The organism is Kutzneria viridogrisea DSM 43870, assembly GCF_000525635.1.
GTDB classification, from domain to species: Bacteria; Actinomycetota; Actinomycetes; order Mycobacteriales; family Pseudonocardiaceae; genus Kutzneria; species Kutzneria viridogrisea.
On record NZ_CP007155.1, the window covers coordinates 6070548 to 6093032 of the forward strand.

Here is a 22485-nt window from a genome sequence, read left to right on the forward strand (position 1 = left end):
CGACGACGTGATGGACCTCGCCGAGGGCGGCCAGCAGCGTGGTCACCCGGGCGCGCAGCAGTTTCTCGCGGGGGCGGCCGGGGCCGACGACGTTCTCCAGGTCGATGATCCCCAGCCTGAGCTCGTTGGACTCGTTGTCCACCGCCCCAGCGTGGCCGTGCGGTGAGCTCCGGGGATCCTTGCCGGGAATGCGAGGGTCCGAGGTCGCCCCGTCGAGCTTGGTCCCGCTCAGCAGCGGTGCGTGCTGGTCACGCTGCTGGTGCAGGCCAATCACCTCATGCCGGTCGAGCAGCTGGTGGACCGGGTATGGGCACACGACCCGCCCCAACGCCACCGCGGGATGGATGCCTAGAGGGCAGCTACTCGTGGTCGAGGGCGTCGAGTTGCCGCTGCACCCGTTCGGTGTCGGCGTCGCGTCCCTGCTGCCGGTACAGCTCCAGCGCTTCCCGCCACACTGTGCGTGCCTGCCCCTGCTGGCCGAGAGCAGCATGGGGGTACCCCAGGTTGTCGAGAGTGTCGGCAGTGTCGGCGGTATGGCTGAGGCTGCGGAACAGCGCAAGGGCCTGCCGGTAGTGGGTGATGGCCTGATGGTGGTGACCGGTGTGGTGGTCGATGTAGCCCAGGCTGTCCAGAGTGCTCGCCTCGCCGTTGAGATTGTGGTGGTGTCGATGCACGGTGAGGGCGGCCAGGCAGTGGGCGCCAGCGGTGTCGTAGTCACCCAGCCGGGCGGCGTACCAGCCCACCGCGTTGAGCTCTAGGGCTTCCCAAACCGGCTGGTCGAGCGTGCGGAAGAGGTCCAAGGCCCGGGTGGAGTGCTCCAGGGCCCGCCGGTCGTCCCCCCGCCGCTCCCAGGCCAGCGCGAGTCCTCGGTGGGTATGGGCTTGTTCGGCGGGGTCGTGATGGTGTTCGGCCAGAGCGAGGGCCTGGTGCAGGTGCCCGATCGCCTCCTCGTGGCGGCCCAAGGCGGCGTAGGCGCGGCCCAGGTAACGGTGGGCGAGGGCGCGGGTGATGGGGTTGGGCAGATGTTCGGCGGCGTCGAGCGCGGCCCGCCACACGGCAAGCTCGTGGTGGCGGTGTCCCCGCCGGCGGTGGAAGGTGCTCAGGCTTGAGGCCAGTTGCCACGCGGTGCGATGCCAGCGGCGGGTGGTGGCGGCGTGCTGGGCCGCCAGCAGGCTGGCGTGTTCGACATCGAACCAGGCCAGCGCCGCTGGGGCGTCGGGCAGCGGTTGGGGGTGGGTGCCGGGTGCGGGCGGGTCGAGCCGGATGTCCAGTCGGTGGGGGTTCAGGCGGCCGTCGGCGGTGTGGGCGGTGTGGGTGTAGAAGTCAAGGACCCGTCGCTGCGCCGCCTCCCGGTCGGCCTCGGGCTGGTCGTGGCGGGCTTGGTCGGCGGCATACAGGCCGACCAGGTCGTGCATCCGGTAGCGGCCCGGAACCTGCTGCTGGATGAGAGAGACCCGCTCCAAGGCCCGCAGCAGCGCCCTGGCCTGGCTGGTGGGCAGGGCGGTCAGGCTGGCGGCGGCGGACAGGCTGATGTCCGGGCCAGGGGCAATGCCCAGCAGCCCGAAGACCCGCGCCTGCTCCGTGGTGAGGGCGTGGTAGGACCAGGACAGCACGGCGGGCAGACTGGCCGCCGGCGTGTCCTCGTCCAGGGCACTGAGCCGGGTACTGGCATCACATAACTCGGCGGCCAGCCCGGCGAGCGGAAAGTCGGGGTGGGCCTGGGCGCGGCCGGCGAGGATGCTCAACGCCAACGGCAGCCCGGCGCAGCAGGCCAGCAGCTGTGCGACGGCCTTCGGCTCAGCGGCCAGCCGATCGGCGCCGAGACGGTGCGCGAGCAGGTCGCGGGCCGTCGGCTTGTCGAGGACGTCCAGGGCCAGTGGGTGAGCGCCGTAGGCGGAGAGCAGCCCGGTCAGCCGGTCGCGGCTGGTGACCACCACCGTGCAGGTGGGGCTGCCGGGCAGCAGCGGGGCGACCTGGGTGGCGTCGGCGGCGTTGTCCAGCAGGATCAGCATCTGTTTGCCGGCGACCAGGCTGCGATACAACGCGGCCTGCGCATCCAGGTCGACCGGGATCGCGTCCGGGGCGACGCCAAGCGCGTCCAGGAAACCGCGCACCGCTGCCGCCGCCGACATCGGCTGCCCGGTGGGGTCGAAGCCGCGCAGGTTCACATACAACTGCCCGTCGGGGAACAGGCCGAGATGCTGATGTGCCCAGTGCAGGGCCAGCCAGGTCTTGCCGATCCCGCCCACCCCACCGATCGCTGAGATCACCACCGTCGCACCCGACTCTGAGCCGGCGTCCAGGGCCTGGGTGAGTGCGGCGAGTTCGTCGGTCCGGCCGGTGAACCATCGGGGTGGTGCCGGCAGCTGGTGTGGCACCGGCGGCCGGCGGTGGCTGGCCGTACTGTGTGTTGGACTGGCCAGGTGCGGGTCGGCGGTCAGGATCTGCTGGTACAGGCTCTGCAGCGGCGCGCTGGGATCCGTGCCCAGTTCCTCGGCCAACCGCTGGCGGCTGTGGTGGTAGTGCCGCAGGGCGTCGGCCTGGCGGCCACTGCGGTACAGGGCGAGCATCAGTTGACCGGCAATGCGTTCATCCAGTGGGTGTTGCGCGGCGCGGGTGGACAGAGTGGGCAGCATTTCGGCGTGCCGGCCGCAGCGCAGTGCCGCGTCGGCGTGGTCGAGTTCGGCGGCCCGCCGCTCGGCATCCAGGCTCGTCCGGAGGTCGGCCAGCCAAGGGGTGTCCAGGTCGGCGAAGGCCTCTGCCTGCCACAGGCCGAGGGCCTGCTCGAACAAGGTCAGGGCGTGCTGGTCGTCGTGGCTTGCTCGGGCTTGGGCGACCAAGTCGCGGAAGCGGTGCAGGTCCACCGCCGTCTCGTCGACGCTCAGCAGGTAGCCACCGGATCGGCGGGTGATCGTCACGCCGGTGGTGGCAAGACTTTTCCGGAGGCGGGACAGGTAGGTGTAGAGCACTTCGCGGTGGCGTTGGGGCGGGTCGTGTGCCCATACCCGGTCCACCAGCTGCTCGACCGGCATGAGGTGATTGGCCTGCACCAGCAGCGTGACCAGCACGCACCGCTGCTGAGCGGGACCGAGTTCGACGGGGCGACCGCCGTTGGAGGCCGTCACCGGGCCGAGCAATCGGAACTCCACCGCCATACGCGGCTCCCTAGGTGTCATGAACTCCTGTGTGTCCCAGGCCCCTGGTCGTGGGCGCAGCGGTTCTGACGTGCCGAATCAAGGTTCTCGCCAAGGTGCGGTCAGGGGTGTCGGCGCATCGTGGTCCCTGCGGCGGCCCGACTGGCGGAGGGGATCGGTCGGGCCGTGGCGCCGGCACCACGACCGTGGTGCGGCACCCACTGATTGCTACGGGGCGGAGGGTTCGCGTGACACATGATCTCGCTCGGTTGCTCGCGGTACTGGGTTCGCTCGGTGAGGATCTAATCGAGCAAGGCTCTCTTCCTCTGGTGTACTCCGAGTTTCGCCGCACCGGTGGCGACTCACTGACGCTGGCGTCAACACGCCCCTGCGGATCTTCCGGCGGGCCTCAGCAGCATGTGCGACCCAGCGGCAGCACACCTGCCTGGACGGGTGATTGATCCAAGTGGCTTGGTCGCCCGTTTCAATCAGGGCGGCCAAGCCATGTGTCCGGACGAAACCAGCAGTGGTCGTTTAGGAACCCGCGTGCTACACCTGGCACGAAGTTCCGGCCGTCGTCGACAACCCGGCAGGTGTCGGCGGCATCGTCGTCGCGCTCGACCGCTGAGTCGCCCTTCTCGTAACCGAACCCGGTGCCCTGGGCGCCCCTGATGATGGGTTCCGCAACGCCGCAACGGAAGAGGCGGCTTGTAGGGGGCGAAGAGGCCCGAGGAGCCAGGGGCAGACCAGCGGAGACGGCACCCCTTCAGTTCCGATGGGGTGCCACAAGTCGGCCACCAGCGCTGACCAGCGGCTTCAGGCTGCCTCCTCGTACTCGTTGATCAGGTTCCAAGCGCGAGGCGCGACAGGGGCACGAGCGCACACCGCAGCAGGGGCAGGAGCAAAAGAGGAGCGGCGTCAACGCACCGCAACCCAGCTGATCATGAACGCACCCTTTGGTCGATGATGCACTTCTGGTCGCCGACCGGCTGACCACTGGGGCCGTCGTTGGCGAACGTCACCACCACCGAGCTGGGTGCGGTGCGACTACTCGGGCGCGCATCGGCGTCACTCGGCCCGCTGCGTCTGGCGTGCCGCCCTGGCCAACCGCGACCGTCCTGCAGCCGGGAGTGTCAGACACGTCATGCAGTCGAGCTTCCAGGTGCGCGAAGTGTCCGGCGGACGGCGTCGCGGAGCCAGCGGTGGGCGCCGTCGGCGGACTGGCGGGGATGCCAGGCCATGCCGATGGCCAGCGGCGGCAGAGGCAGGGGGATATCGAGCAGGTGCAGGCCGAGGGCGGTGGCGTCGGCGGTGAGGGGCGAGGAGGTCGCGTCGGAGAGTGCTGCGGGGACCAGACAGACGAGGTCGCTACGGGCGGCAAGGGCCATCGCGGCCAGATGGCTGGGGAGGACAACGGCCACCCGCCGGCGGAGGTCGTGCTCGGCCAGGGCGGTGTCGAGAGGACCGGTGAACCGGCCGCGGCGGCTGACCGCGACATGGTCGGCGGCAGCGAGCCGGGCTGGGGTCAGGGGTTCCTCGGTCAGGTGGTGACCGGGTCGGACGGCCGCCACCATCCGCAGGGTGAGCAGCTTTTCGACCTGGGTCTCGGGATCGACGTGGTCGATGGAGCCGATCTCCAGGTCGATCCGACCGTCGCGGAGGGCCGACCCAGCCTCCAACTCCTCGGCCCGGAACCGCAATGAGATCCCTGGCGCCTCTCGCCGAGTCAGTTGCAGCAGGCCAGCGGCCAGTGCTGCCCCGACCAGGTCGGCGGCCTGGAGAGTGAAGGTGCTGTGCAGGGTGGCGGGGTCGACAACGGTGGCGGGGGCGAGCAGTGCTCCCAGGCTGCGCACCACGGCAGCGGCCTCGTCGCGCAGGGCGTGGGCGCGTGGAGTGGGGACCATGGTCTGCCCTGCCCGGACCAGCAGAGGGTCCTGGAGGATGCGGCGCAGGCGGGCGAGGGTGCGGCTCATGGCTGCCGGGGAGGTGTGCAGGCGGGCGGCGGCGCGCGTAACGCTCTGCTCAGCCAGCAGGGCGTCGAGCGCGACGGCGAGGTTGGCGTCAATGACCGGATCAGGGCTGTTCACCAGTGTAATTCCATTTCAGGCAATGATTACATGCTGAAGTTCCTATTGTGGCATTGCGGTGGTTCTCAGCAGCATGTGAGGCGTACCAACCGGCACGACCCACGAGGTTTTCATGATCGTCATCACCGCTCCCACGGGGAACATCGGCCGCCACCTGCTGCCCCTGCTGCTGGAGGCCGCCCCCACCCACGACGAGGAACTGCGGGTGATCGCACGCGACCCCGCCCGGCTGCCTGACGCGGTGCGCGAACGCGTCGAGGTAGTCATCGGCTCGCACGGCGACACCGAGGTCGTCGACCGAGCCTTCGAGGGCGCGGACGCCGTCTTCTGGCTCGTCCCCCCGGACTCCTCGCTGGCCCCGGCGGACGTCTGGAGCAGCTTCACCCGCCCCGCCGCGAAGGCACTCGCCGCCCACGGCGTCGGACACGTCGTCGGCGTCTCCGCGCTCGGCCGCGGCACGCCGGTCGCCGACCGCGCCGGACTCGTCACCGCCTCCCTCGCCATGGACGACCTCATCGCGAGAACCGGCGTCGCCTACCGAGCCCTGGCCAACCCCTCCTTCTTCGAAAACCTTCTGGAGGAAGCCGACTCGATCCGCGAGAAGGGCGTCTTCACCGATGTCGTCGACGCCGATCGCAAGGCCCCCCTCGTCGCCGTCGCCGATATCGCCGCCGTCGCCGCCCGCCTGCTGCTGGACCGCTCCTGGACCGGCGTTGAGGACGTCCCGGTTCTCGGGCCCCAGGACCTGTCTCCCAACGACCTGGCCCGCATCATGACCGAGCAACTGGGCCGCCCCGTCCGCTACGAGCGCCAGTCGATCGAGGACCTGCGCACCACTCTCGTCGGCTACGGCCTCGACGAAGCGTTCGTCCAAGGCATCGCCGACATGAAGCAGGCCAAGGACAACGGCCTCGACATCGGCGTCACCCGTACCGCGGACACCGCCTCACCCACCACCTTCGAGCAGTGGTGCGCCCAAACCCTCAGGCCCGCCGTCCTGTCCTGACCCACACCCGCCGACGCATCACCGGAATCCGCTTGTGCCGCAAACACTTCGAGACCACCTGCCACTGAGGAAGGACCCGTCATGCCCGCTGAGGAAGCCGAAGCAACGGTGACCGCTTTCATGCTCGTCAAGACCACACCTGAATGGCTTGCCATGACCGTCCAGGAACGGGCGGACGCCTTCACCACCCAGGTCCTCCCCGTGATCAAGGCCAGAACCACCGGCGTCCGGTCACGCTTCTACGACACCGAGTTCTACTCCGCGCGCGTCACCGACGTCTGGGTCTGGGAAGCAGACGACCACCACGCCTACCAGCTCCTCATCGACGCGCTGCGGGAGACTCCCTTCTGGGACCGCTACTTCAAGGTCGTCGATTTGCTCGTCGGCGCCGAGAACGGCTACGCCCGCGCCTACGGCCTCGACCCCGTAGCCACCATCACCACCTGACCCACCGGCGCGTCTCCGCGTGACCGGGCCGGTGTCCATCGAAGAAACGCCACAGGGCAGCGAGCCTTCCATGGGCCGCCTATCAACAGGCGGCCCGTGGGCGCCTGGCCGCTTTGGCCGATGCGTTCTTCGAGCACACTGGTGCAGTGCGGGCCCGCCGTAGCGGCAGCGGGCAATCACTGATGACGCCGTTCGAAGAGATCTGGCACCTGATTGCCCACAAGGCGAACATCGAGGTCCAGATCGAGGCCAGGCTGGCCCCGCGTGCATCTCGCCGAGCGAACCGCCCGACCTGTCTCAGCACAATCCCGACAGACCCAACAGCTGGGTCGTGTCTGACAAATCGGCGCGGACGCATCGGCAGGGCAGGCCGTTCGCCGATGCACGGTCGATGGTGGAGGGCATCATCTACCGCTACCGATGCGGGATCGCCTGGCGGGACGTGCCGGCGGTGTTCGGGCCGTGGCAGACGATCTGGACCTGGCACCGTCGGCTGTCGGTCGCCGGCACGTGGGACGCGCTGCTGACACGCTTGCTGGCGGCGGTGAACGGCACACTCAGCCGACACACCAGCGCTGTCCCGCCGCCAGCAACCGTCCTCGTCCGGCAGCCTCGACAGTCTCGCCCTGCCGTCCTGAGAAGTGAGCGGGAGTTTGCAACGCAGTGCCCGTGCGGCCCCTTCCACCGCAGCACGCGGGCGACCCGCTGCCGTGAGAGGCCCTTACATCAAACGAGTTAAGAGGATTCCCTCACCACCATCCAGCCTCCGCGAACAGCCGCATTCGCCGTGGGCAGCGGAAGCAAACGGCTGATTGACCGTCGACAAGGGCCCTAGGAAGCTGATCATCGAGGTATCCGTTGTCACCTAGGGGGAAACTATGTTCCATCGTCTGCGCACGGTGGTGTCCGCGGCCGCTGTCACGGGCCTGGCAATGACCGGCTTCACGATGTCAGCCCACGCGGCACCGGCCGACCAAGCCGACCAACACTGCGCGGGGATCGTGAGCAAGCAGCTCGACGAGCACGGCGCCTCCAAGAAGCTCGCCGAGGCATGCTCACCTGTGTCCATTGAGGACGCTCTCGCCAAAGCCAAGGCGTCACTGCCGACCACCAGATCGGTACAGGGCCTGACGCTCCTCGCAAACGAGTACAAGGATGCCAACTACCTCGGGGACGTCATCTACACCTGGTACGGGGACGGCGGCCCGTGCGACAGCCAGGGTTATCACCTCGTCAATACCTGGTCGGTCGAGCACAACGTGTCCTCAGTCACGGGCTACAACAGCTGCAACGGACTGGTCGTCAATGACGAGGACTCCGTCGTAGGCACCTTCGACCTGCCGTGTAACTACCTGGGCCACTGGAACGACAACGCCGTCGCGATGCGGGTCTACAGGAAGTAACCACCCTCACGCCCTGGCACACCACCGCCGGGGGCTCACGGTTGAGCCACCGCCAGCCCCATGTCCGCGCAGGTCTGCTGATTGCCCGGGAACACCCCGACGGCACCGCTTTGCGCCTGCACCGCGCTGGAGTTGAGAACACACGCCACCAGCGGCGGAACGTCGTACACCTGGCCGGGTGGTTTGAGCGGCTGCCACGCGTAGGCGTTCTCCTTCCAGCCGATGCCGCACATCTCCAGGATGTGCCCAGCCGCATCCCCCCGCCCACTGGCCGCGGCCAGACCCGCCGGGACGTGCTGGTTGGTTTCCGTGCTGGTGATGGAAGCCGACTTGTAGCAGTAGGCCGTGTCCCGGATCGTCGGGCTCTCGGTGCGGATCGCCGCCTTCGTCGTGCCCGAGCCGGCCACTGGCACGGCCGGGGTCACCTCCATGGGGCCGGAATCGTGTACGGAGAAGAACACGGCTCCAGCCAGCACCACCGTCACCGCGGCCCCGGCACCGACCAGTGGAAGCACACGGCGCCGCGTGTCGCGACGTGCGGCATCCTCGATCCGGTCGAAGTCCAGCTGCATCGGCGGCGGCTCATCGCCACCCAGCGCCCGGTCGAACACCCGCTTGTCCAGTTCCATGCCCGGCTACCTCGCTTCCAGCTTCGACACGTGCCCGACCTCATCGACCGTGAGCAACGACCGAAGGGCCTGTAGTCCGCGCAGCGCCTGGGACTTCACCGTCCCCTCGCTCACCCCGAGCGCCTTCGCGGTCTGCGCGACGGTCAGGTCGCTGTAGAACCGCAACACCAGCACCGCGCGCTGCCGCGGTGGGACCCGCCGTAGCGCGGCCCGGACGTCGAGGGTGTCCTCGGTCGTCATTGGTGCCCCGGCCAAGTCTGGAGGGGGGATCTGCACCTCGGCCGTGCGGTATGCGCGTCGCGCCTCGTCGACGGCGAGCCGGGAGATGATCTTGTGCGTGTACGCCTCGACACCCTCGGGGTCGATCCGGTGCCACTGCTGGAACAACCGCACCAACGCCACCTGCACGATGTCCTCGGCCCTGCTCCAGTCCCCGCACATCAGGAACGCCAGCCGACGCCAGGCAGGCGCGCGCTCCCGGGCAAGCTGGGTGAAAGCCTGCCGATCCACCATCGCAACACGCCCCTCACATCTGGTCCGCACTCCTATACAGGCCCCACCGGGCAGAAGGTTGCACGGCCGACCGAAAAAGATCCGCGGCCGCAGCCTCGGCGAGCACGGCGCGCCCCTGGGGGGCATGGACCGCTAGCCTGCCAGGCGTAGCGGAGTTGGCCTGTCGGGCGATGGGGGTCGTATGGAGATCGAGTTGGCCGATGTGGTCGCGGCGGTGCGTGACGAATTGCTGGAAGCCGCCGAACGGGGCGCGGGGGCGGACATCGAGTTCGTGGTGGGGACGATCAAGCTGGAGTTCGACGTCGAGTTGAAGGTTGACGCGAAGGCCAAGACCGGGTTCAAGGCGTGGGTGGTGACCGCCGATGCCGAGGCCGGGGTGGCCCGGACCAGCAAGCACCGGGTCTCGATCGAGCTGACCCCCCGTCTGCCCAGTGGTGGTGACCTCGCGGTCGCCGGTGACCGGCGGCTGGATGGCCCTGGTGATGTATCTGGGCACATCGGCCGCTGATCGTGTCCACCGCGCGAGTGCGCGGGTTCGGGGGTTGTTGTGGAGTGGGAACGGGTCGTCGCGGTCACCGGTGCCGGTGGCGCGGGTTCGGGCTACCTGCTGGGCCCCGAGCTGGTGGTGACCTCGGCGCACCTGGTCGCCGCCGATGCTGGGGTGCAGGTGTTCCGGCCAGCGCGGGAAGGTCGGTTCACCGGTGAAGTGATCTGGTGCGGCACTCCCCACGGGCGAGATGACGCGGCGCTGGTCCGGATCGATGATCCGGGCTGGCAGCCCCCGCGGGTGAGGCCGGTGGTGTGGGGCCGGTCGGTCACCCATCGTCCGGGAATCGCCTGTGAGTCCTGGGGCATGCCGGATGTGGTGCAGCGTGGTGGGCGACCGGTCGAGGTGCTCCAACCGACGGGGGTGGTGAACCCCGGTGACCGGATGGTCGGCGACCGGTACGTGATGAACCTCGACGGTGCTCCTCCAGTGCCGACGGGCGAGGGGCGTTCGCCGTGGGGTGGGATGTCTGGGGCGGCGATGTTCTGCCATGGCCTGCTCACCGGGGTCATCGCGACCGACCCGGCCGGTCGCGGCCACGCGGTCCTGGAGGCGGTCCCCGCCTACGTGCTGCTGGCCGATCCCGCGTTCGTCGCCGCGGTCTCGGCGTACCTGGGGCCCACGGGGGTGCGGTGCGAGGCCGTTGAACTCCAGCCCCTGGCCGCCGGCCCCCTTGCGGGTCGGGCAGAGCGGGCGGTGGCCTCGCCCGCGGGGTTGTTGGCCGCGCGGCGGGCGGTGGTGCCCTTTCACGGCCGCGAGGACGTCCTGACTGAACTGCACACGTGGGCCACTCTGACGGGGCTGGGGGTCGTGCTGCTGCACGGCGCGGGTGGGCAGGGCAAGACCCGCCTGGCCCTGGAGTTCACCGAGCAACTCACCGGGCTGGGGTGGGCGGTGCTGTGGCTTCGCCCCGACACCCAGGCCCAGGAGTTGGCGGTGCTGGCGCACACGGTGGTCCCGGTCGTGGTCGTGGTCGACTACGCGGAGAGCCGCACGACACAACTCACCGCGCTCGCGGATGTCCTGGCGCGCCGTCAGGGGGGTGCGGCGGTGAAGGTGCTGCTGTTGGCCCGCACCGCCAGCGGCTGGTGGGAGGAACTGACCGCGACCGGTGATGCTGCCAGGGACTTCGTCGACGCCAGCCATGTGCACCGGTTGACGCAGCTGGACCCGTCAGCCGCGGAGCGGGCGGCGGCCTATCAGGTGGCGGTGACCGCCCTGGCTGACGCCGTGGGACAGATCCCCGACCTTGCTGACGTCGACTGGCCAGCCATCGCCGCCGAGCTGGCCGGGAAACCGGGCCAGCGGGTGGAGCAGGCATCGACGGTGTTGGCGGTGCAGATGACCGCGTTGGCCGACCTGCTCGACACCGCACCCACCACGCACGCCGCGGTGCCGTTGACCGGTGGTGGGCGGGGGCCGGAGGACCGGGTCCTGGACCACGAGCGCGGCTACTGGCGCTCCACCGCGACCGCACAGGCACTGCTGCCCGCGCTGGGGTTGGACACACTGACCGACATCGTCGCCGCGACCGTCGTGCTTGGGCCGGGCACCGTGGAGCAGGTGGACGGGGTACTGGTGCGGGTGCCGGAGTTGGCCGATCAGCCGTTGGTGCGCCGCAACCAGGTACGGAGTTGGCTGACCCAGCTCTACCCGCCGGGTGCGGACGGGGTGTTCGAGGGTCTGGTCCCGGACCGGGTGGCCGAACGCCTGATCGGTCGGCTCATCCTGGACACCACCCGGCCCTGTGTGATCGACGCCCTTCTCGGCCAGATCCGGGAGGACGAGGCCGAGCGGGTGGTGACGGTGTGTACGCGGGCGGCGGCACACGCAGCGCTGGGCGTCGGGGTGGGTGAGCGGGTGACCGAGTGGTGTCTGCGCAACACCGACACACTGCTGCCGACGGCTGCGGCAGCGGCCACCCAGGTCGAGACCCCGGCGCCGCTCCTGCGTGCGATCGAACGCGTCACGGCCGATAGCGCGATCGCCACGTCGGTGTTGGAGCGCCTGATCGATGGGTTTCCGGAGCGGAGTCAGGTGTTGGCTTCGGCCGCGGCCGAGATCAGCATCGTGCTGGTCCAACGCCACCGGCAGGCAATCAACGAGGACCCCAGCCTCGACGACTCCCGATTGGCTACCGGCCTGAACAACCTCTCCAACCGGCTCGGTGATTTGGGTCGGTGGGAGGAGGCGCTGGCGGCGATCATCGAAGCGGTCGAGATCCATCGGCGGCTGGCCCAGCAGCGCCCGGACGCCTTCCTGCCCAACCTCGCCATGAGCCTGAACAACCTCGCGATTCGGCTGGGTGAGTCGGGTCAGCGGGAGGAAGCGCTGGTAACAGTCATCGAAGCGGTGCAGGTGTATCGACAGTTGGCCGAGCAGCGCCCGGACACCTTCCTACCCAACCTCGCGGCCAGCCTGAACAACCTCGCGGTGGACTTGGGTGAGTCGGGTCGGCGGGAGGAAGCGCTGGTAACAGTCATCGAAGCGGTGCAGGTGTATCGACGGCTGGCCGAGCAGCGCCTGGAGGTGTTCCTGCCAGACCTCGCCATGAGCCTGAACAACCTCTCCAACCGGCTCGGTGTGTTGGGTCGGCGGGAGGAAGCGCTGATGTCGATCACCGAAGCGGTGCAGGTATATCGGCAGTTGGCCCAGCAGCGCCCGGACACCTTCCTACCCAACCTCGCGACCAGTCTGAACAATCTCGCGATCCGGTTGGGTGAGTCGGGGCGGCAGGAGGAGGGGCTGGCGGCGATCATCGAAGCGGTCGAGATCCGTCAGCGGCTGGCCGAGCAGCGCCCGGACGCCTTCCTACCCGACCTCGCCATGAGCCTGAACAACCTCGCGATCCAACTCGGCGAGTCGGGGCGGCGGGAGGAGGCGCTGGCGGCGATCACCGAGGCGGTCGAGATCCTTCGGCAGTTGGCCCAGCAGCGCCCGGACGCCTTCCTGCCCAACCTCGCGGCCAGCCTGAACAACCTCGCGATCCAACTCGGCGAGTCGGGGCGGCGGAAGGAGGCGCTGGTGGCAGTCACCGAGGCGGCCGAGATCCTTCGGCGGCTGGCCGAGCAACGCCCGGACGCCCATCGCCCCCAGTTGGAGCTGTCGGAACAAGTCCTAGCCTGGCTAACCAACAACTCAACCACCTCGCCAGCCGATTGAGTTGGGTCCACCGATCCTCACTGATGTCGCTCAATCGCCGCGACGAGCTGGGCCATGCCCGAACCCCAGGCGATCAAACGACTGCACCGTCTGCTGCCCGGAGTCGTTGACCAGTGGCGCGAAGAAGTTCCTGTCCACCAGGCAAGACTGGACAGTCGGTGAATGCGCCCGACGGACACCGGTTCGGCACCGACGATCCCTTCTTCAGTTCGTGGGCCCGTTGGGTAGCGCCCCGGTGTGCGCGGGCGAGGTCGGTGCGGGCTTCCCAGATCGTGTCGCCGAGCGTGCCCAGGCTGGTGGTCACCGTGGAGACCTTGATGCCGCCTTCGTTGACGCCGATGCGGAACCACTGCGGAATGCCTGCCTGCGGTGCCCCATACGGTCGGGTCGAGCGCGGGGATCTTCGACCTGCGGTTATGTGGCAACGGGACACACTTCGATGCCAACGAACAACCACCTGCGGTCCCGCCGAAGAGCAAGCAGCGTGCGGCCTTCGCCAACTGGCTGGAGGTGTCGCCGCGCATGGTCGGCGACGAGATCACCGAGTACTGCCGCAAGGGTTCGGCGTCATGAGGGTGCCCGACGGGCCACTCAGGACACGGCCGGTGCCTCCTCGGGGAAGGCGCGCCCCACGCGGCGGACGATCTGCTGCCCCCGCTTGATCATGGGCAGTTCGACCCACCGGTAGCAGAAGTGCGCCACCAGCACGGCGACCAGCACGGCCGGTACGGCCTTGGCCATCCCGGTGGCCCACGGCAACAACACGATGACCACCCCCGAGGCGATGGACTGCACGAGGTAGATCGAGTACGACCGTTCGCCGAGGAATACCATGGGGCGCCGGGAGAGTAGCCACTGTGGCACACCGGGGGCGATCAGCGCGGGCAGCAGCACGGCCACGGCCAGCGCGTAGAGCGGCACCACCGAGACGAACCCGGGGACACCGAGGACCTTGTGGTGGTCCAGGAAGTCCACGGTGAACGACACGCACAGGTGCGCGGCGACGAACGCCACCGCCACCCAGGGCCGGGCCAGCGGCCGGAGCAACGCGTAGCCACGGGGGTTGTGCATGACGATCGCCAGCAGGCAGCCCATGAGGATCGAGAAGTAGTGCACGGGCCAGCCCCGTGGATCGCTGGACACCGTGAACGGCACGGCGGCCAGCGACAGCGCCATGAGCAAGAGCGTCAGGCCCAGCCTGAGGCCGAAGGCGGCATTGCGGCCGACACCGATGGCGCAGAAGGCGAGCACCGGCCAGAGCAGGTAGAACTTCTGCTCGATGCCCAGCGACCAGGCCTGGCCGTACGCGCCGCCGTGTCCGAACTCGGTGAAGAACGACAGGTACTGCGGCAATTCGGTACCGGGCGGCTGGCTCAGGAACTGGCCGGCGACGAGCAGGCCGGCCAGGGTCAGTCCCAGGATCAGGAAGTACACCGGCAGGATGCGGAAGGCCCGCCGGATGTAGAAGGCCCGCAACGACACCCGACCGGTGTGGTCTCGCTCGCGCAGCAGCAGGGTGGTGATCAGGAACCCGGACAGCACGAAGAACACCTGCACCCCCAGCCAGCCCTGGAGGATGTCCGGCCCCTCGTTGTGGAAGAGCACCACGAGCAGTGCGGAGACGGCCCGCAGTCCATCCAGTGCGGGAAAGCGTTTCAGCGCAAGGTATTCGGCATGACTCCGCATGGCCGACAGTATCGGCGGTGGACCCATAAGGAGCGGATAAGCGTGGCGCTTATACCGGCCGTAATCGACGTTTCCTAGCTTGTTGCCCGTGTCGAAAACTGTTTGGCGGGCGCTGCCGTTCGTCGGAACCGCGGCCACCGCGGGTGCCCTGGTGTTCTTCGTGTTCGCCTACCACATCGATCTCGACGTGTACCGCATCGGCGCACGGGTGCTGCTGTCCGGAGGTGACCTCTACGGGCACCTGCCGGCGACGGAATCGGGTGTCTCCCTCGGTTTCACCTATCCGCCGATCGCCGCGGCGCTGTTCGTGCCGCTGGCGTTGGTGCCGATGCCGGTGGCCGGGCTCCTGCTCACGCTGGCCACCTTCGGGGCACTGGCCGCGGTGATGCGGATCACCTTGCCTGCACTGGGAATCCGATTCGACAACAGGCTGCTGTTCCTGCTCGGGCCGATCGCGCTGCTGTTCGAGCCGATTCGCGGCACCCTGGGTTACGGCCAGGTCAACCTGCTCCTGATGGGGCTCGTCGTGCTGGACTGCCTGAGTCCGCGGCCGAAGTGGCCACGCGGGCTGCTGATCGGCATCGCCGCCGCGATCAAGCTGACCCCCGCGGTGTTCGTGCTGTTCTTCCTGCTGCGCAAGGACTACCGGGCCGCGATGGTCGGCGCGCTGTCCTTCGCCGGGATGTCCGTCATCGGATTCGCGTTGAACTGGCGGGACTCCTGGCACTACTGGGGCGCGCTGATCTTCGACCCGGACCGGGTCGGCGGGGTCGCCTACGCCGCCAACCAGTCGATCCAGGGCGTGCTCGCCCGGTACGGGATGCCGCACGCGACCGCCCTGTGGCTGCTCGCCTCGGTACTCGTGCTCACACTGGCCGCCGTGGGGATGCGGCGCGCGCTCGCCTCAGGCGCACCGACCTGGGCATTGGCGCTCAACGCGTTCGCCGGGCTGCTCGTGTCCCCCATTTCGTGGTCGCACCACTGGGTGTGGATCGCCTTCGCCGTGTTCACCCTCCTGGTCCTGTCGAACTCGACGGTCCCGAAGGTGCTGGCGTTGACCGGCTCCCTCGTGTTCGCCCTCGGCCCGCACTGGTTGGTGCCCAACGGGAACGACCAGGAAGTCGCGTGGTCACTGGGGCAACAGTTGCTCGGCAACACGTACTGCCTCTATGCCCTGCTCGTCCTGGTGTTCGCCGCAGTCGGTGGCATCGGCCTGAAGCCCCGTATCGTGCCAGAACTCCATGTTGGGCTTGTGGCCAGCGGCTTGGCTGACTAGTCCAGGCGGCTCGCCGCTACTTGTTGATCACAGCACCGAGGAACTTGCGGCGTGTGATCGGGGCGTCCAGTGGGATGACGATCGCCAGGTCGTGGTTGGGTGGCTGGTGGTCGTTGAAGTGCCGGACGAACTTGTTGGCGTAGCAGTTCGCTCTGGCTGTCCGTGGCGAGGTCTTCACGATCTTGAGCCCGGCGGTGAACTTCGTATCTCTGTCCCGTTTGAGGAACCGGAACGAGTTCATGCGCGCCCCGAGGTCCATCGTCAGGTTGCGTGCCTGCTGGGCGACGGCCACCAGCCCAACCGTACCAGCGACGGTTCCACCACACCGTCAGGAACTACTCATCTGGCTCTTCACACGATTCGGAACCGGATTCTTCAACATGCCCTCGTGGAGCGCGACAACAAGGGCTTCGCTACGACTGGACACGCCGAGCTTGGCGAACACGGAGGTGATGTGGTTCTTCACTGTCTTCTCCGAGATGTTCAGCGTGGCCGCGATCCGCCGGTTGGACAGCGCGTGTGCGAGGAGGGCGAGTATCTCGTGCTCGCGGTCGGTGAGCCGGGCACGCTGCCGGGGAATCCCCGACTGTGGCTCCGGCTCGGCGCTCGCGATCAGAGCATTGGTGACCAGGCGTAGCTCGTCCGCCGCCCGGCTGGCGGCCGCGGCGTACTCGTCGATGAAATCAAGAAGCAGTGAGGGAACGGGCTCTGCGGTTTCCTGCCCGCGCAACCACAGTATGACCGTCCTGAGCAGTTCGACCTTTTCCGCATCCTGATCCGATGATCGCAAGGCGTAGTGAGCCAGCGCTTCCAGATCAACCCTGTCCAGGCCGGTCATTTGCAGCCACTGCTCGAACCGCTGTTCAGCGACGACATCGGACATCGAACCCCCACTTGCCTTGACACCGACTCTTCCGAACAGTCCCCACAATTCACAGGATGAAGAGAAGTGATTGTTTTTACAATCAATTTTCGACGCTACCACATGGGCGATCGGCCGGTCGAGAGGATTCACCCGTTTGACCCGAACGGTCGAAACCTGATAGACCAACAAACTCAAGCAACTGCACCTGAATGAAACAGTGGTTCCGTCAGTCACACTGCCGAGGGCAGGCCGGACGAAAGAACGGCACATCATACCCGAACTCTTTCATGAAAACCCGAAACATGGTCATGCGAACATGGCGGCCTGCCCGATTGAACTGATGTTCACCAGGATCGACCGGCCCGGGCCACGGCGTGCTTCGGCGATCACCGCGGCCAGCTGGTACCCGGTCTCAAGGGCCACCCTGCGGCCCTCGGTCCTGGCGAACAGCGCGGCGGCGGCCTGCGCCTGGCCGATGCTGACAGTGGTGGTCCGGATCAGGCCCTCGGCGTGGCAGCGGGCGACCGGGGCCGCCACTATCGTGGACCCGAGGCCGCCGATGTAATCAGCGCCGAGCAGCCGCTCCAACCCGTACGTGTGCAGTTTCGGGTAGAAGCCCTGGTTGTCGATCGAGTACTGGCCCAGTACGCCCTTGCTGACGATCGGGCACAGCTCGGACTCGGCACACACCACCTCGGGTCCGTCCGACCCCGCCAGACGGTCGGCGAGGAAGGCGCCCGAGATACCGAGCAGGTTGGCCCCGCCACCGCAGCTGCCCACCACCACGTCCGGTCGCAGTTCGCCGAGTTGTTCGCGGGCCTCCAGCCCGACGATCGTCTGCGGCAGGATGAAGTAGTTGTAGACGCTGCCGAACACGTAGCGGGCGCCCGGCTGCCGCCGGGTGTAGTCGACCGCGTGGTTGGCGGACAGCACGAGCGGATCGAACTGGCCGGAGTCCTCGGGGTGGACCACCTCGACCCGGGCGCCGGCGGCACGCATCAGCTCCGCGCGGTCCGGCCTTGCCCGCAAACTGGCCTCGTCGATGAAGCAGAGCACCTCGATGTCGAACTCGGCCGCCGCCAGGGCCAGTGCGATCCCCCAGTTGCCCGTCGTCTCGGTGGTGATCTTCGCTGTGCCGTCCTGCGCGCAGTGGTACGCGACCCACCAGGCGCTGTTCGCCTTGTGGTTGCCCGAAGGCGTCGCTCCCTCGTCCTTGACGAACACGCGGCAACCATTCCCGACCGCCTCGGCGAACGCCGTCGCCTCGAACAGCGGAGTCGGGCGGTAGCGGGCGAAACTCTCCCGCAGCGGCTCGGGCACCGGCACCACCGGATCGGTGGACAGCTCCAACTCGGCCAGCGAGGGCGGCAGCACGGCGGCCAGCCGGTCCAGGGTGATCGGATTACCGGTTTCGGGGTCCAGCACGGTGTTCGGGCAGTACGCGGCCAGGTTCAGCAGGGTGTTGAACAAGACGTCTCCACGGGATTGGTTGCGGCCAGGTTCACGAACTTCCCGACGATCTGCCGGCCTTCCCCCAGCAGCGCGAACTCCCGAACCCGGTCGACCATCTGGTAGACCGGAGCCTCGTCCCGGTAGGCGGTCACCTGCCCGGCCAGCGCCGAGTGCCAGGCAGCGGCGGCCGGGCTGAGCCGCTGCGCGCCGAGCAGGTGACCGGCCTGGAACAGGCAGCCGGCCAGCACGGCGAGCATGGTGCCGACGTTCTCGCACAGAGTGAGCGCCTTGCGGGCCGAGTTCAGGCTCATGCTCACGATGTCCTGGTTGCCCGCGTTGGAGGGCAGCGTCTTGACCGACGCGGGCGCGGCCAGATCCAGGTTCTCCGCGGCGATGCTGGTGGCCAGGTACTGGGTCCCGCTCAGCCCGGAGGACAGCCCGCTGTTGTCCAGGGCCAGGAAGTCGCTCAGCTCCCCGTTGAGGTGGGGGTCGACCAGACGGTTGATCTGCCGCTCGGCCAGCACGCCCAGCTCGGTCAGCGCGACACCGAGGTAGTCGCAGGCCATGCCGACGTACTGACCGTGGAAGTTGCCGCCGTGGAAGGACTCCTCGGCGGTATCGAAGATCAGCGGGTTGTCGTTGGAGGAATTCAGCTCGCGGGTCAGCACGGCCCGGCAGTACCGCATGGTGTCGTGGATCGGGCCGAGCACCTGGGGCACACAGCGCAGCGTGTAGGCGGACTGGATGTAGACCCCGGCGTCGACGACGCCCTCGCTGTCCTGGGTGCGCGAGCTGATCTCCTTCATCAGGTCGACGTGCTCGCGGGTCAGGGCGCTGCCTTCGAGCAGTTCGCGCAGCGACGCCGCCACGGCGATCTGGCCGGGGTGGCCCTTCAGCTCGTGTCCGCGCGCGTCGAACGCCCTGGTGCTGCCGCGCAGGCACTGCACGTACAGGCTGGACAGGAACACCGCGAGCCGGAGCAGGGCCTCCGCCCGCACCAGCGCCATGGCGGCGGCCCCGGTGGATGCCGAGGTGCCGTTGATCAGTGCGAGCCCCTCCTTGAACCCCAGGGTCACCGGCTCCAGACCGAGTTCGGCCAGCACCCCGGCACTGTCCCGCCGCACACCGCCGTGCACCACCTGGCCCTCGCCGATGATCGGCAACGCCATGTGGCACAACGGGGAGATGTCCCCGCTGGCCCCCAACGAACCCTGCTGCGGGATCAGCGGGTGCACCCCGCGGTTGAGGAACTCCACCAGCATCCGCACCACGGCCGGGCTGGCCCCCGAGTAGCCGCGGGCCAGGCAGTTCAGCCGGGCGGCCAGGATCGCCCTGGTCACCACCTCGTCGAACACCGCTCCTACCCCGGTCGCGTGGTTGCGCAGCAGGTTCACCTGGAGCTCGGTCTGCCACTCCGGGCCGACCACCACGTGCGCGAGCTCGCCGAAGCCGGTGTTCACGCCGTAGATGGGCACCCGCTGCTCGCCCCACCGCTGCACCCGGTCGAACGTGTCGCCCAGCGTCGCGAGGCTGTCCGCCGCCACCTCGACCCGTTCGCCGTCGAAGGCGATCGTGGACAGCTGTTCCGGACTGAGGCCGTAGCCATCAAGGACAATCATGGTTGCTCCTTCGTGGGCGCGCGCAGTGTGGTGAGGTAGGCGGCGAAGTCGCCGAACCGGGAGTGGTCGAACACCGCCCGCTGGGGCACGGCCAGACCCAGCCGGACCCGCACCTGGGCCACCACCTTCGGGGCGAGTAGGGAGTAGCCGCCGACTCCGAAGAAGTCGTCGTCCACACCGACCTCGGCGCATCCGATGGCCTCCCGCCAGATGCAGGCCAGCTCCCGCTCCAGTTCACCGCTGGGCGAGCCGCCGTGGGGCGCCTGCACTGGCACGGGCAGCGCCGCCCGGTCCACCTTGCCGGTCGACGTGCGGGGCAGCTCGTCGAGCAGCACGTAGTGGGCGGGCACCATGACCGGCGGCAGCGCGCGCACCGCGTGGCGGCGCAACGCGGTCACATCCGGCCGGCGGTCGGGGTGCGCGGCAACGTACGCGACGATCTTCGGCGCCACCTGGTCGACGCCGTGCAGCCGCACGGCCACCTCGGCGACATCGGGCGCGGTCAACAAGGCCGCCTCGATGTCGCCGAGCCGGACCCGCACGCCGCGGATCTTCACCTCGTCGTCCAGCCGGCCGACGAACACCAACTCCCCGTCCGCGTCGTACCGTCCGAGGTCGCCGGTGCGGTACACCCGGATCGCCGGATCACCGTCCGGGTCAGCCAGAAACCGTTGTGCCGTCTCGTGTTCGCGGCCCAGGTAGCCGTGCGCGAGGTAGCGGGAGCGGACCAGGACCTCGCCGCCGTCCAGGAGGATCTCGCGCCCCGGGATGGGGCGCCCGATCGGCACCACCTCGCCGGTGAACCCGGGCGGCACGCGGTACCAGGTGGCCAGGGTGCACTCGGTGGGCCCGTAGAAGTTGCGGATCTCGGCGTTGGGCAGGAGACGGGTCGCGGCCGTGAGCAGATTCGGTGGCAGCACCTCGCCGAACAGGCTCAGCGATCCGACCTCGGGCAGCGGCCGGTCGGGGCGGGCGGCGAACAGCGCCCGGCACAGGCTGGGAACGGTCAGCAGGTGGCTGATCCGCTGCTCGCCGACCAGCGCGGCGATCCGGACCGGATCGGCCTTCTCGCCGGCGGACGGCACCACCAGGGTCGCCCCGGCGTACAGCGCCGCGAGCACCTCGGCGTAGGCGGCGTCGTAGGTCATCATGGCCCACTGCAACATCCGGCTTCCCGGCGCCAGCGCCAACTCCGCGGCGAACCAGCGGGTGAACTGGTCGAGATTGACGCGGCGCTGCACGATTCCCTTGGGAATGCCGGTGGAGCCTGAGGTGTACACCACACAGCCGGTGTCCGCCGGCACCGTCACCGGCCGGCCGCCGACACGGCGGACGACGGGTCGGCCGCCTTCCCAGGTGAGCAGCGCCGCCGGCCGGCAGTCCCGCACCACCTGCTCGCGGCGCATCGGCGGGTAGGCGGGGTCCAGCCAGACAAAGGGCACCTCGGCCCGCAACGCGGCCACCAACGCGATCACCGCCGGCAGGCCCTCGTCCAGCTCCACGGCCAGGATCTCGCCGGGGGCCAACCCCAGTGCACGCAGCACCGCCGCGCACCGGTTCACCAGTTCCGCGAGCTCACCGTAGCTGGTCACGCCCTTGGCGCTGTGCACGGCCGGCCGGTCCGGGTCGTGTTCGGCCAGCCGTTCCCGCACGTTCATGGCACCGGCTCCGTCACCTCGACGACCGCCAGCGTGCAGGTGAAGCCGCTGCCCCCACCGACCAGCAACACCGTGTCGCCGGGGCGCACGGCGCCGGTCGTCACCAGGTGGTGCAGGCCGACCAGGTTGTCGGCGGCGCCCAGGTGCCCGGTCGTCGCACCGAAGTCCCAAGTGGACAGAGCGTCGTCGAGGCCCAGGATGCGTTGGAACAGGCCGAGAATCACCGGCTGGGTGGCCACGACCGGCACCGCGCGGGTGATCCGGTCGGGAGTGACGCCGGCCTCGTCCAGCACCTGCTTGAGCGTCGCCGTGATCACGTCCTTGATCCGCTCCAGGTGTTCGGGCACGGGCATCACGTGGTTCAGGTACCGCTCGCGCATCCCGGTGAAGTCCACCGGCCCGGCATCGGGCGGGAACCCGTCACCGCGCGACTCGGCCTCCAGGCCGTTGTCGATGCCGGTCGCGATGGCGGTGATTCGAGCGAAGCCGCCGTGTGTGCTCAGCAGCATCGCACCGGCACCGTCGCCGAACACCGTTTGGGAGTCGCAGTTCCACCGGTCGAAGCCCACCGTGTCGAACCGGTCGGCCGCGGTGGCCAGCACGTGGCCGCCGCCGTCGGCGAGCAGTCGCGCCCCCAGCTCCACCGCGGCCAGGCCGCCGTTGCACGACAGGAGCATGTCGTAGCCGGGCACTCCGGTGCCGAGGGTGTGCAACGCGATGTACGGCGCGGCGCTCCAGTACCGAGCGCCCTGCGAGTTGAGGTAGGCGTGCAGCACCGCCCGCACCGGTGGCGGCGAACTGCCCAGCGCCTCCTTCGCCGCCAGCACGGCCATCTCGGCGGCCACGTGCTCGTCGGCGACACACACCGAGGTGATACCGCTGGCGTCGGCCTGCTCGGCGGAGTACCAACCCCGGGACACGGCGTCGGCTGTGCTGACCCGCGCGGGCAGGTAGGCGCCAAGGCCCGCGACGTACAGCTCGGGTGTGTGCATCTGGGCTCC

At 68.9% G+C, this 22485-nt stretch carries 19 protein-coding genes; 8 read left to right on the plus strand and 11 right to left on the minus strand.

The features are described from left to right. Positions 1 to 359: 359 nt before the first annotated feature. Both KALB_RS27000 and KALB_RS27005 read right to left on the minus strand, forming a co-directional pair. A complete protein-coding gene (locus KALB_RS27000) occupies positions 360 to 3155 on the minus strand; it encodes an AfsR/SARP family transcriptional regulator (RefSeq protein WP_025358806.1) in 2796 nt (931 codons plus the stop codon). Positions 3156 to 4276: 1121 nt separating this feature from the next. Continuing rightward, positions 4277 to 5221: a LysR family transcriptional regulator gene (locus tag KALB_RS27005; protein WP_025358807.1), complete on the minus strand. Its 945-nt coding sequence runs from the start codon at positions 5219 to 5221 to the stop codon at positions 4277 to 4279. Positions 5222 to 5333: 112 nt separating this feature from the next. Here KALB_RS27005 and KALB_RS27010 point away from each other — a divergent pair, with 112 nt between their 5' ends. The 4 genes from KALB_RS27010 to KALB_RS27020 all read left to right on the plus strand — a co-directional run bounded on the left by KALB_RS27010 (position 5334) and on the right by KALB_RS27020 (position 8077). Beyond that, entirely contained in the window at positions 5334 to 6227 is an 894-nt protein-coding gene (locus KALB_RS27010; protein WP_025358808.1) for an NAD(P)H-binding protein, read from the plus strand. Positions 6228 to 6308: 81 nt separating this feature from the next. Further along, positions 6309 to 6674, plus strand: a complete 366-nt coding sequence (locus KALB_RS27015) for a darcynin family protein (protein ID WP_025358809.1) — start codon at positions 6309 to 6311, stop codon at positions 6672 to 6674. 331 nt (positions 6675 to 7005) lie between these two features. Continuing rightward, positions 7006 to 7413 carry a transposase gene (locus KALB_RS50280; RefSeq protein ID WP_420811801.1) on the plus strand — a complete coding sequence of 136 codons (408 nt, stop codon included), beginning with the start codon at positions 7006 to 7008 and terminating at the stop codon, positions 7411 to 7413. 139 nt (positions 7414 to 7552) lie between these two features. Beyond that, entirely contained in the window at positions 7553 to 8077 is a 525-nt protein-coding gene (locus KALB_RS27020; RefSeq protein ID WP_025358810.1) for a hypothetical protein, read from the plus strand. Positions 8078 to 8112: 35 nt separating this feature from the next. Here the strand turns inward: KALB_RS27020 and KALB_RS46925 are convergent, their stop codons facing one another. Both KALB_RS46925 and KALB_RS27030 read right to left on the minus strand, forming a co-directional pair. Next, entirely contained in the window at positions 8113 to 8706 is a 594-nt protein-coding gene (locus tag KALB_RS46925; protein ID WP_025358811.1) for a hypothetical protein, read from the minus strand. 6 nt (positions 8707 to 8712) lie between these two features. After that, positions 8713 to 9219 carry an RNA polymerase sigma factor gene (locus tag KALB_RS27030; protein WP_025358812.1) on the minus strand — a complete coding sequence of 169 codons (507 nt, stop codon included), beginning with the start codon at positions 9217 to 9219 and terminating at the stop codon, positions 8713 to 8715. Positions 9220 to 9400: 181 nt separating this feature from the next. On the opposite strand from KALB_RS27030, the gene KALB_RS27035 reads away from it, so the two are divergent. The 3 genes from KALB_RS27035 (at position 9401) to KALB_RS27045 (ending at position 13501) form a co-directional block, all read left to right on the plus strand. Next, on the plus strand, positions 9401 to 9727 hold the full coding sequence (locus tag KALB_RS27035) for a trypco2 family protein (RefSeq protein ID WP_025358813.1): 327 nt from the start codon (positions 9401 to 9403) through the stop codon (positions 9725 to 9727). A gap of 39 nt (positions 9728 to 9766) precedes the next feature. Then, complete coding sequence (locus KALB_RS27040) at positions 9767 to 12928, plus strand: tetratricopeptide repeat protein (RefSeq protein ID WP_025358814.1); 3162 nt, start codon at positions 9767 to 9769, stop codon at positions 12926 to 12928. A gap of 369 nt (positions 12929 to 13297) precedes the next feature. Then, positions 13298 to 13501: a hypothetical protein gene (locus KALB_RS27045; protein ID WP_025358815.1), complete on the plus strand. Its 204-nt coding sequence runs from the start codon at positions 13298 to 13300 to the stop codon at positions 13499 to 13501. A gap of 18 nt (positions 13502 to 13519) precedes the next feature. Here the strand turns inward: KALB_RS27045 and KALB_RS27050 are convergent, their stop codons facing one another. Then, a complete protein-coding gene (locus KALB_RS27050) occupies positions 13520 to 14614 on the minus strand; it encodes an acyltransferase family protein (protein WP_030107735.1) in 1095 nt (364 codons plus the stop codon). Between the two features lie 88 nt (positions 14615 to 14702). Between KALB_RS27050 and KALB_RS27055 the strand changes: the two genes are divergently transcribed. Beyond that, positions 14703 to 15890, plus strand: a complete 1188-nt coding sequence (locus KALB_RS27055; RefSeq protein ID WP_051912856.1) for a glycosyltransferase 87 family protein — start codon at positions 14703 to 14705, stop codon at positions 15888 to 15890. Positions 15891 to 15906: 16 nt separating this feature from the next. On the opposite strand, the gene KALB_RS27060 is transcribed toward KALB_RS27055, so the two are convergent. The 6 genes from KALB_RS27060 to KALB_RS27085 all read right to left on the minus strand — a co-directional run bounded on the left by KALB_RS27060 (position 15907) and on the right by KALB_RS27085 (position 22476). Then, positions 15907 to 16182 carry a hypothetical protein gene (locus tag KALB_RS27060; RefSeq protein ID WP_025358816.1) on the minus strand — a complete coding sequence of 92 codons (276 nt, stop codon included), beginning with the start codon at positions 16180 to 16182 and terminating at the stop codon, positions 15907 to 15909. 36 nt (positions 16183 to 16218) lie between these two features. Further along, positions 16219 to 16950 (minus strand): helix-turn-helix transcriptional regulator, encoded by a 732-nt coding sequence (locus tag KALB_RS50050; protein WP_275451573.1) that lies wholly within the window; start codon positions 16948 to 16950, stop codon positions 16219 to 16221. A gap of 111 nt (positions 16951 to 17061) precedes the next feature. Next, positions 17062 to 18225 (minus strand): pyridoxal-phosphate dependent enzyme, encoded by a 1164-nt coding sequence (locus KALB_RS27070; protein ID WP_030107731.1) that lies wholly within the window; start codon positions 18223 to 18225, stop codon positions 17062 to 17064. Beyond that, entirely contained in the window at positions 18207 to 19826 is a 1620-nt protein-coding gene (gene cmdF, locus KALB_RS27075; RefSeq protein WP_025358819.1) for a tyrosine 2,3-aminomutase, read from the minus strand. Before cmdF ends, KALB_RS27070 begins: the two co-directional genes overlap by 19 nt. Continuing rightward, complete coding sequence (locus KALB_RS27080; protein ID WP_025358820.1) at positions 19823 to 21484, minus strand: non-ribosomal peptide synthetase; 1662 nt, start codon at positions 21482 to 21484, stop codon at positions 19823 to 19825. Before KALB_RS27080 ends, cmdF begins: the two co-directional genes overlap by 4 nt. Next, on the minus strand, positions 21481 to 22476 hold the full coding sequence (locus tag KALB_RS27085) for a ketoacyl-ACP synthase III family protein (RefSeq protein ID WP_025358821.1): 996 nt from the start codon (positions 22474 to 22476) through the stop codon (positions 21481 to 21483). The genes KALB_RS27080 and KALB_RS27085 overlap by 4 nt, the downstream gene beginning before the upstream one ends. Positions 22477 to 22485 lie beyond the last annotated feature (9 nt).